Below are 18,684 nucleotides of genomic sequence, written 5' to 3'. Positions count from 1 at the left end.
TTGACACCATGATCTATGGACCCTACGGTAGCGAAATCTGTAGGACATCTTGCAGCAATGCGTCGGCCACGCCAGCGCGGAGGAGGTCGTCGGTGTCAGGTGGAGCCCTCGACGGCGCGGTCCGGGACGGGACCGCGCACGGCAGCGCCCCGCCCGTGGCGCCGGATCGCGCCGGACGACCGGTGCTGAGCCTGCGCGATCTGGTCGTCGAGTTCACGACGCCGGCGGGCGTGGTGCGCGCGGTCGACGGGATGAGCTACGACGTCCTCGGCGGCGAGACGCTCGGTGTGGTGGGGGAGACCGGGTCCGGCAAGAGCGTGTCGGTGCTCGCCGCGCTGGGTCTGCTCCGCACGCCAAACCTGCGCCGGGTGTCCGGGAAGGCCATGCTCGGCGACGTCGACCTGCTCGCCCTGCCCGAGCCGGACCTGCGGCGGCGGCTCGGGCGGGACGTGGCCATGATCTTCCAGGACGCGATCTCGGCGCTGAACCCGGTCCAGCGGGTCGGCCACCAGATCGCCGAGGCGCTGCGGGTGCACGACCGCGCCCTGTCGGCCGATGCGGCGCGGACCCGGGTCGTGGAGCTGCTCGACATGGTGGGCGTCCCTCACCCGGCGACCCGCTACGACCAGTACCCGCACCAGTTCTCCGGTGGCATGTGCCAGCGCGTGATGATCGCGATGGCGATCGCCAACCGCCCGAAGGTGCTGATCGCGGACGAGCCCACGACCGCGCTGGACGTCAGCGTGCAGGCGCAGATCCTGGACCTACTGCGGGTGGCGCGGCAGGAGACCGGCGCCGGCGTCGTACTGATCACGCACGACCTGGGCGTCGTCGCGGAGACCGCCGACCGGGTCAGCGTGACGTACGGCGGCCGGATCGTCGAGGCCGGCGACGTCACCCAGATCTTCACCCGGCCGCGACACCCCTACACGGCGGCCCTGCTCGGCGCGCTGCCCCGGCTCGACACGGCGTCCGACCGCCTGCTTCCGATCCCGGGACAGCCGCCGGACCCGAGCGACCTGCCGCCGGGGTGCGCCTTCGCGCCCCGGTGCCCGGTCTCCCGTGGCCGCGCGGTGTGCACCGAGGTCCGGCCGGAGGCGGTGCCCGACGGCAGCGGCACCGCAGGGAGCGCCTGCCACTTTCCGGACGAGGCGGCGGGCCTGCTCACCGCCCGCCCGGAGGGTGCGCGGGCCGAGCCGGCTGGTGCGCCGGACGGCGCCGGCGAACCGGGGAGCGCCCGCGAGCCGGCCGCGCCGGTGCTCGACATCCGCGAGGCCATGGTGCGCTTCCCCGTGCGTTCCGGCGTACTCGCCCGCCCGTCCGCGTGGGTGCACGCGGTGGACGGGGTGTCGCTGCGGGTCCCGGCCGGGCGGACGCTGGGGCTCGTCGGCGAGTCCGGCTGCGGCAAGACCACGCTCGCGCGGCTCGTACTGCGCCTCGTCGAGCCGACCGGCGGCCAGATCCTTGTCGACGGCGACGACGTCGGCAAGGCGGGCCGGTCCCAGCTGCGGCGGATCCGGCGGCGCGCGCAGATGGTGTTCCAGGATCCGTACGCCTCGCTGAACCCGCGGCTGACCGTCGGTGACAACGTCGCCGAGCCGCTGCGGCTGCAGGGCCTGCCCTACGGCCAGCGCCGCCGCCAGGTGGCCGACCTGTTCACCCGGGTGGGATTGCGGCCCGAGCACGCGGACCGGCTGCCCGCGGAGTTCTCCGGCGGGCAGCGCCAGCGGGTCGCGATCGCGCGGGCGCTGGCCTCCCGGCCGGGGCTGCTGATCCTCGACGAGCCGGTGTCCGCATTGGACGTATCCGTGCAGGCGCAGGTGTTGAACCTCCTCGCCGACCTGCAGCGCGAGTCGGCGATGGCGTACCTGTTCGTCAGCCACGACCTCGCGGTGATCCGTCAGGTCGCGGACGAGGTCGCGGTGATGTACCTGGGCCGGATCGTCGAGTCCGGATCGGTGCGGCGGGTGTACGACGACCCGCGCCATCCGTACACGCGGGCGTTGCTCGCCTCGGTGCCGGTACCGGATCCGGTCGGCCGCGCGGACCGGCAGCGGGTGCCGCTCGGCGGTGACGTACCCAGCCCGGTGGATCCGCCCTCGGGATGCCGGTTCCGCACCCGGTGCCCGATCGCGGCCGCCGTCTGCGCCGAAGAGGAACCGCCGTTGCGGCTCGTCGCCGGCGGCCACACCGCATGCCACTTCGCGGAGCGGACCGCCGGCATGGAACCCGGCGGGCAGGCCGGCGGCCAGGGACCGGCCGAGCAGACCGCCGCACCAGGACCCGCCGAGCCGGCCGCCGGCCAGGGACCGGAGGTGCGCGGATGAGCACGGCCCCGAACGCGCCCACGCCAGCGCCTCGGCGGCGGCTGGCGTCGCTGCGCCGGTTCGCCCGGTCCCGGTCGGCCGTCGCCGGCGCGGCCGGGCTGCTGGTGCTGGCCGCGCTCGCGCTGTTCGCGCCGCTGGTCGCCCCGTTCGACCCGGCCGCGCAAGACGGCGAGCCGCTGCTCGGCCCGTCCGGGGCGCACCTGCTCGGCACGGACCAGCTCGGCCGCGACATCCTGTCCCGGCTGATCTACGGCGCCCGCGCCTCACTCGTCGCCGCCGCCGGCGCCGCCGCGGTCGGCGCGGGCATCGGGGTACCGCTCGGGCTACTCGCCGGCTATCTGGGGCGGTGGGTGGACGCGGTCGCGATGCGCCTTGTCGATCTGCTGCTCGCGGTGCCGGGGATCCTGCTCGCGCTGGTCATCATCGTGGTACTCGGTCCGGGACGGCTCAACCTGATCCTCGCGATCGGGATCGGTGCGGTGCCGGAGTTCGCCCGCCTCACCCGGGTGGCCACGCTCAGCATCCGGGACCGCGACTTCGTGCTCGCCGCCCGGGGGATGGGCGCGAGCACGCCAGACACGATGGTGCGTACGGTGCTGCCGAACGTGCTCGGTCCGATCGTCATCCAGCTCGTCGTCACCGCGTCGATGGCGGTCGTGGTCGAGGCGGGCCTGACCTTCCTCGGCCTGGGAACGCCGCCGCCGGCGCCGTCCTGGGGCGGCATGCTCCAGGACGCCCGCTCGTACCTCTACCAGAGCCCGAGCTACGGGCTGTTCCCCGGGCTCTGCCTGGTCGCCACCGTGTTCTGCCTCGACCGGATCGGGCGTGGCCTGCAGCTCGCGGTGAGTGGCAGCGGCCCGCACGTGGCGGCGCGCGTCACTACCGGAGGTGCGGTCTAGATGTACGGCTACCTGGTCCGGCGGTTGCTGCAGTTCGCCGCGGTGCTGCTACTCGGCTCGATCGCGGTGTGGGGATTCACGTTCGCCCTGCCCGGCGATCCCGCGACGGTGCTGCTCGGCCCGGACGCGAGCGAGGCGGAGCTGGAGGCGACCCGCGAGCGGCTCGGCCTGGGCGGGTCCATTGTGGAGCAGTACGTGTCCTGGATCGGCCACGCGGTCGCCGGCGACCTGGGCGACTCGTACTACTCGGGCCAGCCGGTGGTCGGCGAGCTGCTCGACCGGATCCCGGCGACGGTGCAGCTGGCCGGGTTCGCGATGGCCCTGACCCTGCTCATCGGGGTGCCGGTCGGCATCGTGGTGGCGCTGCGGCCGTACGCGGTGGTCGGCCGGGTGCTACAGGGCTACCTCACCGCGGGCCTTGCGGTGCCGGCGTTCTGGCTCGGCCTGCTGCTGATCATCGTGCTCGCCGTGCAGTTGCGGTGGCTGCCCGCCTCCAGTGACTTCGTACCACTGTGGCAGGACCCGGGCGGCGCGCTGACCGCCACGATCCTGCCGGCGACCGCCATCGCCGTGCACACCTCCAGCGTCACCGCCCGGTTTCTGGCCACCTCCCTCGGCGAGGTCATGGGCAAGGACTACATCCGCACCGCCCGCGCCAAGGGCGTACCGGAACGGGATGTGATCCGCCGCCACGCGCTGCGGAACGCGTCCCTGCCAACCGTCACCATCGTCGGGCTCCAGCTCGGCGGCTTCCTCGGCGGCACCGTCGTCATCGAGGCCGTCTTCAACTACCCCGGTCTGGGACGCCTGCTCTACACCGCGATCGGCGAGCGCGACTACGCCCTCGTACAGGGTGGGGTGCTCTTCGTGGTCGCCGCCTTCCTGCTGCTCAACCTGCTGGTGGACGTGTTCTACGCCGTCCTCGACCCACGTATCCGGCTTACCTGAGTCCACCCCCATCCCAACTCTCAGGGGCATCGCCATGACCATTTCCCCGATTCAGTCCCGCCTCATCGCCCGCCGCACGCTGCTGCGGACCGGGTTTCTCGCGGCTGGCGCGCTCGCCGGCGCGCCATTGCTCAGCGCCTGCGGCTCCGGGAGTGCGGAGAGCGGGGGCGGCACGACCGGCAAGATCACGCTCGGCACGACGAAGATCATGCAGTTCGATCCCTATCTCACCAACACCGACATCCACATCCACTCCTTCTACACGTACCTGGTCGACTACCCGTCCGACGGCACCTACAAGCCCATCCCGGCCGGGGCCGAGAAGTGGGAGTTCGCCGCCGACCGCGGGTCGGTCACCATCACGCTGCGGCAGGCGACGTACCACTCCGGGGCGCCGGTGACCGCCGACGACGTCGTCACGGGGGTCAAGCGGGCACAGGACCCGGACGCCGGGTTCACCCTCGCCCAGCCGACCGGGTTCATCGCCGCGGCGACCGCGGTCGACAACCGGACCGTGCGCCTGGACTTCAAGCGGCCCACCCCCGAGCCGCTCGTGCTCGACTGGATGTTCGCCTTCCCGCTGGTCCCGGCGGCCAGCAACACCCCGGCCAAGCTGGAGCACGAGCCGGCCGGCTCCGGCCCGTTCCGGCTCGTGGAGTTCCAGCGCAACCAGCGCCTGGTACTGAAGAAGAACCCCGACTTCTACGACGCCGGCAAGCCGTTCCTGGACGAGGTGGAGTACCGGTTCTTCACCGACGAGGACGCTCTCGTCGCCGCGCTCGAGTCGGGTTCGGTCGACGGCGCCGCGTACATCGCGTTCCGGCACGCGGACCGGCTGCGGGACCGGTACACCCTCGTGGAGGGGAACGGCCGGATGTCGATCTTCTTCATGAACGCCCTCATCCCGCCCTTCGACAACAAGCTCCTGCGGCAGGCGGTGGGGCGGGCGATCGACCGCGAACGCATCCTCAAGCAGGTCAACTTCGGCATCGGCGACCCGGTGTACACGGCGTTCATGCCGTCCTCGCCCGCGTTCGAGCCCGCCTACCTCGACTCGCACCGCTTCGACCTGGACGCGGCGGCGGCGCTGCTGGAGCGCTCGGGCGGCGCCCGCAAGGCCGTGGCGGGCGTGGCCTCGGGGACCCCGGACGTCTCGAAGCTGGAGATCATCCAGGCCGACCTGAAGAAGATCGGTTTCGACCTGGAGATCGCCCCACAGGAGGAGGCGGCGTACCTCGACGCGCTGTTCGCCAGCAAGCTGCAGTGCACCGCCGCGGCGCAACCGAACAACATGCAGAGCCCGTCACTTGTCGCCCGGGGCCGGCAGATGCTGACCACCAAGGCGAACACCACGTTCGGCGACAAGGTGCCGCCCGCGTACGTCGAGGCGGTCGACGCGGCCGGCTCGGCCATCACGCCCGAGGCGCAGAAGACCGCCTACGCCGCGCTGAACGCCGTCCTCGTCGAGGAGGCGTGGGCGATCGGCATCAGCACCATGCCGTCGCTGTTCGCACTGGACAAGCGCATCACCGGCCTGGTCACCGACGTCCGAGACTTCGTCAACCTCACCGCGACCAAGGGCTGAACTGCCGGCAGGCGCGTTTGAAAGGAACCGTATGACCTCGTTGCGCTACTCCTCCGACGGACCGGACATGGCACTGCTCACCGCCGTGTTCACCCCGTTTACCGAGACCGGCGAACTCGCCCTCGACACCGTGCCCAAGCAGGCGGACGACCTGCTCGCGTGGGGTTCGGCGGCGGCGTACGTCGGTGGTACCGCCGGTGAGGGGGCGTCCCTGTCGACCGCCGAGCGGATGGCCCTGGTGGAGCGGTGGTGCGAGGTCGCGGCCGGCCGGCTGGACGTCATCGTCCACGTCGGACACTCCAGCGTCACCGAGGCGCGCCGGCTGGCCGAGCACGCCGAGTCGGTGGGGGCGAGGGCGATCTCCGCCGTCCCGCCGTACTTCCACCGGCCGGAGACGGTGGCCGCACTTGTCGACGCCTGCGCGGCCATCGCCGGCGCCGCACCGACCCTGCCGTTCACCTACTACCACATCCCGTCGATGACCGGTGTCAACCTGCGCGCCAGCGACGTGCTGCTGGAAGCCCGGGAGAAGATCCCGACGTTCGCCGGCCTCAAGTTCGCCCACAACGACATGGTCGACCTGCAACGCTGCCTACACGTCGCCGGCGGGCGGCACGAAATCTTCGTCGGCGTCGCCAAGCTGGTGCTCGCCGCGTGGCAGTGGGGTGCCCGGGCCGCGATCGGATCGGTGTACAACTTCGCCGGTCCGCTCTTCCGGCAGCTGCTCGACCACGCGGCCCGCGGCGAGCTGGCCGAGGCGCAGGAGTGCCAGCTGCTGGCACAGCAGGTCATCGACGCGGCCGCGCGGCACGGCGGGGAGCTGACCGGTTTCAAGGCGATGGGCGCCCTGTTCGCTGTCGACTGTGGAGGATGCCGGCCACCGCTGGTGTCACCGGGGCCGGAGCGGGCGGCCGCGCTGCGCGCCGAGGTGACCGCGCTCGGGTTCACCGGCCGGGGCTGTTGATGGCGACGAACGTGCTCGTCATCCAGGCCGACCAGTTTCGGGCGGACTGCCTCGGCGTGGCCGGAAACCCGGACGTGCGTACCCCGCACCTGGACCGGCTCGCCGGCGACGGTGTGCACTACCGCGAGGCGTACTGCCCGTTTCCGGTCTGCACGCCGTCCCGGTACTCGCTGGTGTCCGGCCTGCACGTCCGCCAGCACGGCGGCTGGACGAACCACTGCACGCTCGCCCCCGGCATCGACACCTTCCCGCGGACGCTGCGCCGGGCCGGGTACCAGACGGCCGCGGTCGGCAAGATGCACTTCACGCCGACGTACCTCGACGTCGGTTACGACCACCTGGAGCTGGCCGAGCAGGACGGTCCCGGCCGGTACGACGACGACTACCACCGGGAGCTGGCGGCGGCCGGGCTGGCGCCGGTGACCGACCTGGTCGACCAGGAGCGCGAGTTTCGCGCGCAGGCCCCACAGTCCTATTGGGACAGCTACGGTAGCGGGCGGTCGAACCTGCCGGAGGGGTGGCACTCCACCGCCTGGATCGGCGAGCGGGCGCGACGGGTGCTGGCCGGCTGGTCCGGCGCCGGTGGCCAGTTGCTGCACGTGTCGTTCGTCAAGCCACACCACCCGTTCGACCCGCCCGCCGGCTGGGACGACGTGTACGACCCGGCGGCGCTGACCCCGCTGCCCGGCTGGACGGAGACGATCCCGGACGCCGACCAGCGACACCGGCGGGAGTACTTCGACTACGGGCCGCTGGATCTGCCGCGGCTGCGTCAGGTGATGGCGCACTACTACGCCACCATCACGCAGCTGGACCACGAGGTCGGGCGCATGCTCGACCTGCTGCGGCAGCGCGAGCTGTACGACGACACCCTGATTGTCTTCACCGCCGACCACGGCGAGTACCTCGGCTTCCACCACCTGCTGCTCAAGGACGGGCCGATGTACGACCCGGTGGTGAAGGTGCCGCTGCTGGTCAAGTTTCCCGGGCGGCAGTGGCCCGGCGAGACCTCGGACGCGCTGGTCTCGCTGATAGACGTCGCCCCGACGGTCCTTTCCACCTGCGGGCTGCCGCCGGCGACGCCGTTGCCGGGCAACGATCTGACCGATCCGGCCGCCGGGCACGAGTGCGTCTTCGCCGAAGACCGCCGGCACGGCATCGCGGGGATGGCCCGCACCGACCGGTACAAGCTGCTGTGGTCGGACGTCGCCGGGGAAGCCCTCTTCGACCTGACCGCCGATCCGCACGAGCTGACGAACGTCGTCGACGACCCGGCGCACGGCGACGCGCTGCGGCGGATGCGCGAGACCGCCGCGCGGTGGGCGCTGTACGACGCGACGCCACCCACCTATCTGGACCCCGACGCCCCGCGGCGGGGCACGGTCGCCGGCGGTGACCGCGCCGCCCGGCACGAGCTGTTCGCCAGCGCGGTGGCCAAGCACCGCACCGGCTCCTGACGCCCGACTCCCGACACCCCCGACCCCGCCCCGGCTCCTGGCTCTCGCTTCCCGACCCTGACTCCCGACCCCGACTCCCGGCCCCCGACGAGGAGAGGAACGTCGATCGTGACCACACATCGTTCGCCCCGATATCGCGCGGTGCTGGTCGCCGCGCTGGTGAGCGCGACCGCAGCGTTGACACCGGTCCAGAGCGCGCCCGCCGTTGCCGAGGTGGCCACTGTGGACCCGTTCCGGACGCGGACCACCGTGCTCTTCTCCAGCCCGAACGTGCCGTCCGGGTGTTACCGCATCCCGGCGATCGTCCGGGCGGTGGACGGGTCGCTGCTGGCGTTCGCCGAGCACCGCTTCCACACCTGCGCCGACAAGTCCAACATGGAGGTGGTGCTGCGGCGCCTGCCCGCCGGTGCCACGCGGTGGCTGCCGGCGCAGACGGTGGCACGCGGCGAGGACGGCGATCCGGAGGCGCCGGCGACCCGGGGCAACCCCGGCCCGGTCGTGTACCGGAAGCTGCCGGGCGCGCCGAGCACCGGCGCACCGGACGGCCGGATCCTGCTGATGGGCACGCACAACCCGGTCGACCCGGCCACGCCCGGCAAGAACCACGAAGGCGCACCGCGTACCCCGTACCTGCAGCACAGCGACGACAACGGGGCGACCTGGAGCCCGCCGCGCAGCATGTACGAGGAGCTGGACGACCCGACGTGGGGCCACATGCAGACCGCGCCGGTACACGGCATCCAGCTCACCCGCGGCGCGCACGCCGGGCGGCTGGTGATCGGCGTCAACTACCGCGCCGGCCAGCAGTTCGGCCTCATGCTCGCCTACACCGACGACGGCGGCGACACCTGGCACAAGGGCGCCCAGGTCGAGTACGCGCCCGCGGAGCGGCAGAACCTCGGCGAGCTGAGCCTTGTCGAGCTGGTCAACGGCGACATCCTCGTGTGGGCCCGGCAGAACTGGAACGCGGGCACCCCGCAGGAGCAGGCCGACCCGAACGTGCTGCCGCACCGGTCGATCGCGATCAGCCGGGACGGCGGCGAGACCTACCACCGCGACTACACCAACGTGCCCGGGTTCGAAGCACCGCCCATCCAGTCGTCCGCGTTGCGGCTGCGGGCCACCGACGAGGGTGACGCCTACAACCGGATCCTCACGATGGCGCCGTCGGTGAACGTGGAGCCGCGGATCCGGCCGACGATCCGCTCCACATTCGACGAGGGGCTGAGCTGGCAGTCGGTCGACACCCCGCTGGACTCCACGGACGAGGGTGTGCAGGTGTGGGGTACCAACGACCGGAGCGCCACGGTGGAGGAGTGCGCCTGCTGGGGCGGCTACTCCGACATGGTGGAGCTGCGCGGTGGCGACCTCGGGCTGCTGTACGAGCGTGGCACCACCGACTACCGCTCGGAGATTGCCTTCGTCCGGCTCAGTCACCGTGACCTGCACACTCCGTCCACGACGCCCGACCTGCGAGGCCGGTCGGCGTTGGTGTTCGACGGCGTCACCACCGCCAAGGGCCGGTATGGTCGGGCGCTGGAGTTCGACGGCCAGCGGGGTCGGGTGCAGCTGCCGTACCGGACGACCCCGGTACTCGGTGCGGGTGACTTCACCGTGTCGGCCTGGATCCGGTACGAGGACAAGAGCCGCGATCAGGCCATCTTCTGGGCCTACGGCCAGAACGGCGAGCCGGAGGTGTGGCTGCGCGCCGAGCCGGGCAGCAACCGGATCCGGGGCACGGTGACCACCGCCTCCGGTTCGGCCAGTGTCAGCTCCGCCCGCGCGTACGCCGACGGCGCCTGGCACCACGTGGCGCTGCGCCGGCACCGTGGCACGGTCACCCTGCTCGTCGACGGTACCGCGGTCGCGTCGGCGTCCGGCGCGGCCGGTGCCGTCCAGTCGAGCGATCCCACACCGATCTACATCGGACAGCGCCTCGACGGGGCGAACCGGTTTCACGGTGCGATGGACGAGTTCCGCGTCTACGACCGGGCCCTTTCCGGTCTTGAGCTGTCTTGGTTGCGTGCCACGAACACCAGCGGCATCCGTGGCCTCACCGCACACCTGCCGATGAACGCCGTCATCCCACCCGGCGCCTGAAGGCGGTGCCGCGATGCTCCCTGTCCCGAGACGCCACCGTGCGCGGGCACCTCTGGCCGTGGGCGCCATCCTCGCGACCGTGCTCGGCGGCGCCCTGGTCGCCAACCCGTCCACGGCGGCGGCTCCACCGAACCCCGCCGCGGCCGGGTCCACGGCGCCCACGCCACGGCTGACCGCCGGGACGTTCGCCGATCCACCATCGACGGTGCGTCCGAAGTATCGCTGGTGGATGCCGATGGCCTTCACAGAAGACGAGCAGTTGCGCGCCGAGCTCGCCGACATGAAGGCCATCGGCGCCGGCGGCGCGGAGGTCGCCACGACCACCGCCGTCGGCCCCCGGGCCTTCGACCCCGAGTTCCTCGCCGAATACGGCTGGGGGTCGCCGCTCTGGGCGCGGAAGGTCCAGACGATGCTGGAGAGCGCCGACGACCTCGACCTGGCTCTGGACTTCACGATCAGTCCACGGTGGCCGGCCATCGTACCCACGGTGACCGATGTCAACGATCCACGTGCGTCGCAACAGCTTGTGTTCTCGCACGCCTTCCTCAAGGGAGGGACGCGGTACGGCGGCGCCCTGCCGACCAACTACGACCCCCGACCACCGACCGGCGCGCGGCACACGCTGGTCGCCGCATTGCTGGCCCGCTGCGCGGACGCGGCCTGCGACAGCCAGGGCAGCGGCCCCCGGATGCTCGACCGCGCCAGCGTGCGTGACCTCACCGGTCGCGTCGGTGACGACGGTGCGCTGAGCCTCGACGTGCCGGGCGACGCCGGTGACACGTACGTGCTGATCGGCTTCTTCCAGACCGGCGACGGCCAGCTGCGCAACAACTTCACCACCACCAAACCGAACTACTTCCTCGACCACCTCGGCGCGCAGGGGGCGCGGGCGACGACGGAGTTCTACGACTCGTCGATCCTCACGCCGCCGGTGCGGGAGGCGCTCAAGGCCGCCGGCCGGGTCGACCTCTTCGAGGACTCGCTCGAACTCGGCACGTCGCAGAAGTGGACGTGGGACTTCGCCGGCCAGTGGGAGCGGCGGCGGGGCTACTCACCGATCCCGCTGCTTCCGGCGCTCGCCGGCGCGGGATCGGCGGGCCTCACCGAGGCGCCGTTCTTCGACTTCACCGACGGCAGCGGCCGGCGCATCCGGACCGACTACCGGCAGACCTGGAACGACCTGTACATCGACGCCCGGCTCGAACCGTTGCGTCAATGGGCGAACGACCGCGGCATGGCGCTGCGGAGCCAGCCGTACGGCGGTCCCATCGACACGCCGGAGGCCGCCACCCACGTCGACGTACCCGAGGGCGAGTCCCTGGTGTTCTACGACAACATCGAGGCGTACCGCCTGGTGTCGGTCGGTGCGCACCTCAACCGCACCCCGGTCGTGTCCAGCGAGTGCTGCGCGGCCCGGGAGAGCGTGTGGGCGACGACCGCGGGCGGCTGGCAGGTGCCGGGCAACCTGCGGTCGGTGTACCGCGGCTACGCGGGCGGTGTGACCCAGGTGATCTGGCACGGCTACCCGTACCTGACGAAGGGGGAGGGTACGTCCGACCAGGCGGTTTGGCCGGGCATGTCGTACGGCGGCAACACCTCGTTCGCCGAGGCGTGGGGGGCCAAGGGCGGCCCGAACTGGCCGGACTACCGGGCGATCAACGACCACCTGGCCCGGCTGCAACTGGTGCTCCGGCAGGGCAGGCCGACCTTCGACGTGGCCATGTACCTGCAGGACTTCGGTCTGCGGTCACCGGCCACCACGCTGACCGGACCGGAAACCCTGCTGGAGAGCGACTCGCCGCTGGCCGAGCGTGGTTACACCTACGAGTACCTCAGCCCGGCGCACCTGCGGATGCCGTCGGCGCGGGTGTCGCGCGGACGGCTGTTTCCAGAGGCCGGCGCGTACCAGGCGATCGTCCTCGCGAACCAGACGACGATGGCGGTCGACACCGCGCACCGGCTGCTCGACCTGGCACGGGCCGGCCTGCCGGTCGTCTTCGTCGGCGACCTGCCATCGGCGACGCCGGGGTTCCACGATGCGGCGGCGCGGGACGCCGAGCTGCGCCGCGTGATCGGCCAGTTGGCAAAGCGGCCCACCGTGCACCGGGTCGCTGAGCTCGACGCCGTGCCGGGCCTGCTCGCCCGGCTCGGCGTAAGGCCCGCCGCCGCGCACGCGACCGACTCCGCCGACGTGCTGAGCGTCCGCCGTACCGACCCGACCACCGACTTCTACTACCTGTTCAACCAGCGGTCGTGGGCGGCGGAGCAGCGGCTGACGCTCACCGGCGAGGGCTGGCCGTACGAGCTGGACACGTGGACCGGCGAGATCACACCGCTCACCGACTACCGGCGTACGCGGGACGGCGTGGTGGTCGACGTCGCCCTCGAGCCGGCCGACACGAAGGTCATCGCGCTCTCCACGCGCCGCGACGAGACCTTCCGCTGGACCGCCGCGACCGAACGGGGTCCGACTGTCGCGCGCAACGACGGGCTCGCCCCGGTGCTTCTCGACGACTGGACACTCCAGGTGGAGAGCTGGAGCCGGGGCGCGTCGGGGCTGCCGGGTGACACCACCAGGACGAGCCTCCGGGCGGTCCCGCTCGTCGCCGGTGAGCGCGGCGCGCTGCCGCCTTGGTCGGCGATCACCCCGGCGAACGGATACGACGTCGACCTCGGCGACGCGTCGGGCGTAGGGACGTACACATCGACGTTCACCCTGGACCGCTCATGGGGCGGCGTTCGCACCGCGTACCTCGATCTGGGCGCCGTCGTCGACACCGCGACCGTCACCGTGAACGGCACCAGGATCCCGGCGCTGAATCCGCAGGATCCGCGGCACATCGAGGTGGGGCACCTCCTGCGGCCGGGCGAAAACACCATGACGGTACGCGTCTCCTCGACCCTGCTCAACGCGGTCCGGGTGGCACCGGGCACCGGCGCGGCCGGCCGCGAACGCATGGCCTACGGACTGCTCGGCCCGGTGCGCCTGACACCGGTCGACGCGCGGCAGCCGACCCTGACCGTGGAAGCCCTCGAACGGGAACTGCCGCTGGCGGCCGGCGGCGCCAACCAGGCACGCGTCCGCATCGCCAACAACTCGCCCAGACCGGTGGTGGTGTCGGTCGGCGTGACGGCCGGCGACGGGGTCGACGCGGCACCCGATCAGCGGATCCTGCGCGTTCCGGGAGGGGCGGCGGTGACGACGCAGGTGCGCCTGCGCGGCCGGAACGATGCCGGCTCGTCCAGCCTCGTGGTCGACGCGGCGGCCTCCAACGGGGCGCGCGGGCAGGCGTACGTGACGCTTCGGCACTCCGGCAACCTGGCGCTCAACCCGACCGGAAGCCCGTATCCGCGCGTCTGGGCGTCGACCTACCAGTACCAGCATCCGCCGTCGTTCCTGACCGACGGGCAGGAGTCGACGTACTGGGTGTCGAGCGGCCAGACGCCCGGAGAGGCACCCACCGCCGGGAGACCGGAGACCATCGGCGTCGACCTCGGGCTTCCCACGGTCGTGCGAGCGGTGGGGACGAGTGGACGCGGAAGCTGGGCCCCGCGGGCGTACGACGTGCAGACCTCGCTGGACGGCAGGCGGTGGACGACCGTCGGGTCCGAAGTGGACGCGCCGCGGGCGGACCACACAACGACGGTCACGCCGACCCGGGCTCGCTACGTGCGGCTGCGCATCACACAGGGGTGGTATCCCACCCAGCCCGGCCACAACACCCAACTGGCCGAGTTCGCCGTCTACGCCAACCCCGGAGGTCGATGATGCGCCGCTCCACTGTGGCCGCGGCCTGCGCCGCCGTCGTGCTCGCGCCGATCGCCCTGGCACAGCCGGGCCGCCCAGCGATGGCCGGGGGAGGAGACAGCCTGCGGCTGGTGTCGCTGTCGGCCCGACCCGAGCTGGTCACGGCCGGCGACGTGCTGGTCGCCGCGGAGGTGCCGCGTGGCAGGCCGCTGCGCGACGTGCGGCTCTCGCTCAACGGCACGGACATCACCGGCTCCTTCCGGGCCGACGCCGGCGCGCACACCCTCACCGGTCTGGTCGACCGGCTCCGCCCCGGGCCCAACCGTCTCGTCGCGACCGCCGGCCGGCTGCGCGACCAGCTCGTCGTGACGAACCATCCGGCCACCGGCCCGGTGATCAGCGGTCCACACCAGACACCGTACGTCTGCACCACGGATCTGTTCCGCCTGGTCGACGGCGGCACCCTCGGCGCCCCGCTCGACGGCGACTGCTCGGTGGCCACCCGGGTCGACTACGCGTACCGGTCGACCGCCGGCCAGACGATGCCACTGCCGGACCCGTCCGCCCGCCCCGACGACCTCGCCTGGACGACCACCAGCACCGGCGAGACGGTCCCGTTCCTGATCCGGATCGAGACCGGCACGCTCAACCGGGCGATCTACCAGATCTCCATGCTGCACGACCCGGCCGCGGCGGAGCCCGCGTTCGACCAGCGCGCCCCCGGCTGGAACGACCGACTCGTCTACACGTTCGGCGGCGGCTGCCGGCGCGGCTGGTACACCCAGGGCACGAACACCGGCGGTGTGCTCTCCCCGGAACTGCTCGGTCGGGGCTACGCGGTCGCGTCGGCGTCGCTGAACGTCTTCGGCAACAACTGCAACGACCTGCTGGCCGCCGAGACGATGATGATCGTGAAGGAACGGTTCGTCGAGCGGTACGGCGACCCGCTCTTCACCATCGGCTGGGGCTCCTCGGGCGGCTCCTACCAGAGCCACCAGATCGCCGACAACTACCCGGGCCTGCTGGACGGCATCGTGGTCGGCCAGACTTTTCCCGACGTCACGTCGGCGACGAACATCACGCTGTTCGACGCCCGGCTGCTCGAACACTACTTCACCGAGGTCGCGCCGGGTGAGTTCAGCCAGGAGCAGCAGCGCCAGGTCGCCGGCTTCCGGCGGTGGCAGAGCATCCACAACCTCAGCGACGGGGCGAACCGGCTCGACCCGGCCGCCGAGTTCCCCGCCGCGCTGCCCGCGGCGCTGCGCTACGACGCGCAGACCAACCCCGGCGGCGCGCGCGGGGACGTCTACGACCACACCGTCAACGTCTACGGACGCGACCCGGCCACCGGGTTCGCCCGGCGGCCGCTGGACAACGTGGGAGTGCAGTACGGGCTGGCCGCGCTGAACTCCGGCGCGATCACCACGCGGCAGTTCCTCGACCTCAACGAGGGCATCGGCGGACTCGACCTCGACGCCAGGCCGACGCCACACCGCACCGTGGCGGACCCGATCGCGACCCGCGCCGCGTACCGCACCGGGCGCATCCTGTACGGCGGGATGGGTCTGGCCGCCACGCCGATCATCGACTATCGCGCGTACACCGAGGACGCGACGAACGGCGACATCCACATGATGACGCACGGGTTCGCCACCCGGGCGCGGCTGGAGGCGGTGAACGGCGACGCGGACAACCAGGTCTTCCTGGTCGAGGACAACCGGTACGGCGGGTTCAGCCTGAACAGCCCCACCCTCCGGTACGCGCTGTCCAGTATGGACCGTTGGCTGACCGCGCTGGCGGGGGACGACTCGGGGCGACCGGCGCACGAGCGGGTGGTACGGAACAAGCCCGACGACCTCACCGACGCCTGCTGGAGCCGCGACACCCAGCCCCGCGAGATCGTCCAGCCGATCACGGCTGACAACGCCGGTGAGTGCGGGCAGCTGTACCCCGCCTACTCCACACCACGACTGGTGGCCGGCGCCCCGCTGCCGGACGACGTGGTCGCCTGCCAGCGCAAGGACGTCGAATGGAGTGACTACGAGGTGGGCTTCACGCCGGCCGAGCGCACCCGGCTGGTGGAGATCTTCGGTGCGGGCGTGTGTGACTGGTCGAAGCCCGGCACCGGCCAGCAGCAGAGGAGGAGCCCCTGGCAGGTACTGAGGTGATGTCGTCGTGACCACAAAGGACACCCTGTTTCCTAACCCCTGAAAGGGCCCAGATGAGACTTCGTATGGCGGCCATGACCGCCGCCTGCCTCGCTCTCGCGCTCGCCGGCACGATGAGCGTGGCCGTGCGCGCACCCGTCGCCGAGGCGGCGATCCCGGTACCGGCCGACCTGTTCACCAGAGGCATGGGCGGGTACGACTGCTTCCGCGGTCCCCGGCTGGTGACCACCAACGAGGGCACGATCATCGCCGTCGCCACCGGGAAGTACTTCGTCGCCGGGAAGTGCGAGGACTTCAGCAGCTCCGATATCGTGGTGCGCCGGTCGCTCGACGACGGCAGGACCTGGACACCGGTCAAGCGGGTGCGCGGAGGCGGAATCTCCGACGCCCTCAACGCGAGCCCGGTGGTCGATCGCACCACCGGCGACATCTATATGTTCGGCCGCCGCGACACCTCACCGACCGACACCGACGACACCTCCAGCGCGTTCATCCTCGTCAGCAGCGATGACGGGGACACTTGGGCCAACGGTCCCACCTATCCGGACTGGAGCCTTCGGCCGGGGCCGAGCCACGGCATCCAGCTCGAACGGGGACCCCATGCCGGCCGCTTGGTCGTCGCGGTGTGGACGTCGCCATCGAGTGGCCACCGGGTGCGGCTTGTCTACAAGGACCCGGGCGAGACGCAGTGGCACCTCGGCGCCATCTCCGACACCTCGGGCGAATGGGCGGGTGAGCCGAGCCTGTTCGAGCAGAACGACGGCTCGATCTACGTGCAGGCCCGCAAGAACATCGGCGACGGGGACGTCGGCGAGTTCCGGACCTACGGCACCAGCACCGACGGTGGTGCGACGTTCGCCGGTCCGTTCCAGGTCGTCGACAACCTCCGCGGGCCGAAGGTATACGGCGCCCTGCTGCCCCTGAGGTCCACTCTGGACGGCGACAGGTACAACCGGGTGCTGTTCTCAGCGCCCGCCGACCACCGCACCCGGACGGGCGACAACGTGAGCGACCGTCACGACATGGTGATCCGGTCGAGCTACAACGAGGGCCGCACCTGGGACAGCGTCTCGGACGGCAAGCTCATCTACTCCGGACCGGCCAGCTACAGCGGCATGACGGTCGCGGACGACGGAAACGTCGTCCTCGCCTTCGAGGCCGGGGACGACGGTCAGGTGTCGCACCAGGAGATCCGCGTCACCCGGTTCTCGGAGCAGGATCTCGGGCTGCCGGACAACTACTCCGGCGGCGTCGCCTCGCCGGACGTGTCCGGTATGGACAACACGGCGCGCATCCGGGGTGGCGCGGCGCATGTCGCCGGCGGCCGGTTCGACGGCGGCGTCACGCTCGACGGCGTCGACGACTACGTGCAGGTGCCGTTCGCCGAGTCGCTCGCGGTCAACGGCGGCGATTTCACCGTCATGGCGTGGATCAAGTACAACGCCGCAAGCGGTAACCGTCCCATCTTCTGGGCATACAACGTCGGCGACCAGTACTCCCAGGTGTGGCTGCGCGCCGAACCAGGGAGCGACCGCATCCAGGGCCGTATCCAGAGCGGCGACAACGGTGCCTCGGTCATGTCGACCAGCGCCTACAACGACAACAGTTGGCACCACGTCGCCCTGCAGCGACAGGGCACCACGCTGCGGCTGTTCGTGGACGGCGTAACCGCCGGCAGCGCCACCGCTCCGGCCGGCACGGTCAGCCCCGGACGCCCGTTCACGATGCACTTCGGACAGCGACTCGACGGCGCGCAGCACTTCGCCGGTACGCTCGACGAGGCCCGGCTGTACAAGCGAGCGCTCACCAGCACCGAGATCGGCCGGATCCAAGCCACGAACGCGGCCGATGTCTCCGGCGCGGTCCTGCGACTGCCGTTCTAGCCGCACTTCGCCACCACGACGCCGCGTCGGCCAACTGGTCGACGCGGCGTCTTCGGCGGATCATCCGGCCGGATTTCGGTGGCCCGCTGCCGCCGGGGGTAGGGATTGTGCGGCGGGCGGGCGGTGCCCGGCCCGCCGGCTCAGGTGCGGGCGGCGACCAGCAGGGCGAAGGCGGCGATGAGCACGGCGACGCGGACGTAGTGGTAGCGGTCCCAGCGGTTCATCTGCTGCTTCCAGTCGGCGGGCCGGTTGTCGGGGGTCCACGTCTTGCCCCGGTTGTTGATCGGGACGAGCAGCAGGATCGACATGAGCACGCTGAGGACCAGCAGTGCGCTGGCGGCGACGACGAGGCCGGCGCCCGGGTGGTGCCATCCGGCGATGGCCCAGACCGCCGCGAGGACGAGCGAGCTGATGTACCAGACCGGCATCACGGCGCCGAGCATCCGGCCCCCGTGGGCGCGGGCGCGTAGGGCGCTGTCGTCCGGGAGGGCGTCGTTGATCGGGTTGATGACGAAGGCGACGGAGAACTCCACCCCCACCATCACGCCGACGACCACGGTGGTGAACACCTCGAGTGCGTTGAGCATGACGACCCCTCCGGGAAT

Annotated in this window: 11 protein-coding genes; 10 read left to right on the top strand and 1 reads right to left on the bottom strand. The window is 71.6% G+C overall.

From position 1 onward, the window contains the following. Positions 1-92 precede the first annotated feature (92 nt). The 10 genes from RB614_RS14365 to RB614_RS14320 all read left to right on the top strand — a co-directional run bounded on the left by RB614_RS14365 (position 93) and on the right by RB614_RS14320 (position 18,079). Positions 93-2,327: a dipeptide ABC transporter ATP-binding protein gene (locus RB614_RS14365; protein ID WP_308712969.1), complete on the top strand. Its 2,235-nt coding sequence runs from the start codon at positions 93-95 to the stop codon at positions 2,325-2,327. Next, positions 2,324-3,226, top strand: a complete 903-nt coding sequence (locus RB614_RS14360; protein ID WP_308712968.1) for an ABC transporter permease — start codon at positions 2,324-2,326, stop codon at positions 3,224-3,226. The genes RB614_RS14365 and RB614_RS14360 overlap by 4 nt, the downstream gene beginning before the upstream one ends. Then, positions 3,227-4,174, top strand: a complete 948-nt coding sequence (locus RB614_RS14355; protein WP_308712967.1) for an ABC transporter permease — start codon at positions 3,227-3,229, stop codon at positions 4,172-4,174. Between the two features lie 34 nt (positions 4,175-4,208). After that, entirely contained in the window at positions 4,209-5,759 is a 1,551-nt protein-coding gene (locus tag RB614_RS14350) for an ABC transporter substrate-binding protein (protein ID WP_308712966.1), read from the top strand. A 31-nt stretch (positions 5,760-5,790) separates the two neighbouring features. Next, positions 5,791-6,723: a dihydrodipicolinate synthase family protein gene (locus RB614_RS14345; RefSeq protein ID WP_308712965.1), complete on the top strand. Its 933-nt coding sequence runs from the start codon at positions 5,791-5,793 to the stop codon at positions 6,721-6,723. Then, positions 6,723-8,180, top strand: coding sequence for a sulfatase-like hydrolase/transferase (locus RB614_RS14340; RefSeq protein ID WP_308712964.1), 1,458 nt, complete (start codon positions 6,723-6,725; stop codon positions 8,178-8,180). Before RB614_RS14345 ends, RB614_RS14340 begins: the two co-directional genes overlap by 1 nt. Positions 8,181-8,288: 108 nt before the next feature. After that, positions 8,289-10,280 (top strand): LamG-like jellyroll fold domain-containing protein, encoded by a 1,992-nt coding sequence (locus RB614_RS14335; RefSeq protein ID WP_308712963.1) that lies wholly within the window; start codon positions 8,289-8,291, stop codon positions 10,278-10,280. A 58-nt stretch (positions 10,281-10,338) separates the two neighbouring features. Continuing rightward, a complete protein-coding gene (locus tag RB614_RS14330; protein ID WP_308712962.1) occupies positions 10,339-14,049 on the top strand; it encodes a glycosyl hydrolase in 3,711 nt (1,236 codons plus the stop codon). Then, complete coding sequence (locus tag RB614_RS14325; protein WP_308712961.1) at positions 14,049-16,196, top strand: DUF6351 family protein; 2,148 nt, start codon at positions 14,049-14,051, stop codon at positions 16,194-16,196. The genes RB614_RS14330 and RB614_RS14325 overlap by 1 nt, the downstream gene beginning before the upstream one ends. 65 nt (positions 16,197-16,261) lie before the next feature. Further along, positions 16,262-18,079, top strand: coding sequence for a LamG-like jellyroll fold domain-containing protein (locus RB614_RS14320; RefSeq protein ID WP_308712960.1), 1,818 nt, complete (start codon positions 16,262-16,264; stop codon positions 18,077-18,079). Positions 18,080-18,219: 140 nt separating this feature from the next. Here the strand turns inward: RB614_RS14320 and RB614_RS14315 are convergent, their stop codons facing one another. Further along, positions 18,220-18,666 (bottom strand): anthrone oxygenase family protein, encoded by a 447-nt coding sequence (locus tag RB614_RS14315; RefSeq protein ID WP_308712959.1) that lies wholly within the window; start codon positions 18,664-18,666, stop codon positions 18,220-18,222. Positions 18,667-18,684 lie beyond the last annotated feature (18 nt).

The organism is Phytohabitans maris, assembly GCF_031085175.1.
In the GTDB taxonomy this organism is placed as follows: Bacteria; Actinomycetota; Actinomycetes; order Mycobacteriales; family Micromonosporaceae; genus Phytohabitans; species Phytohabitans maris.
The sequence above is the reverse complement of the archived record's forward strand: the minus strand, read 5'-3'. Positions and strand labels throughout refer to the sequence as shown.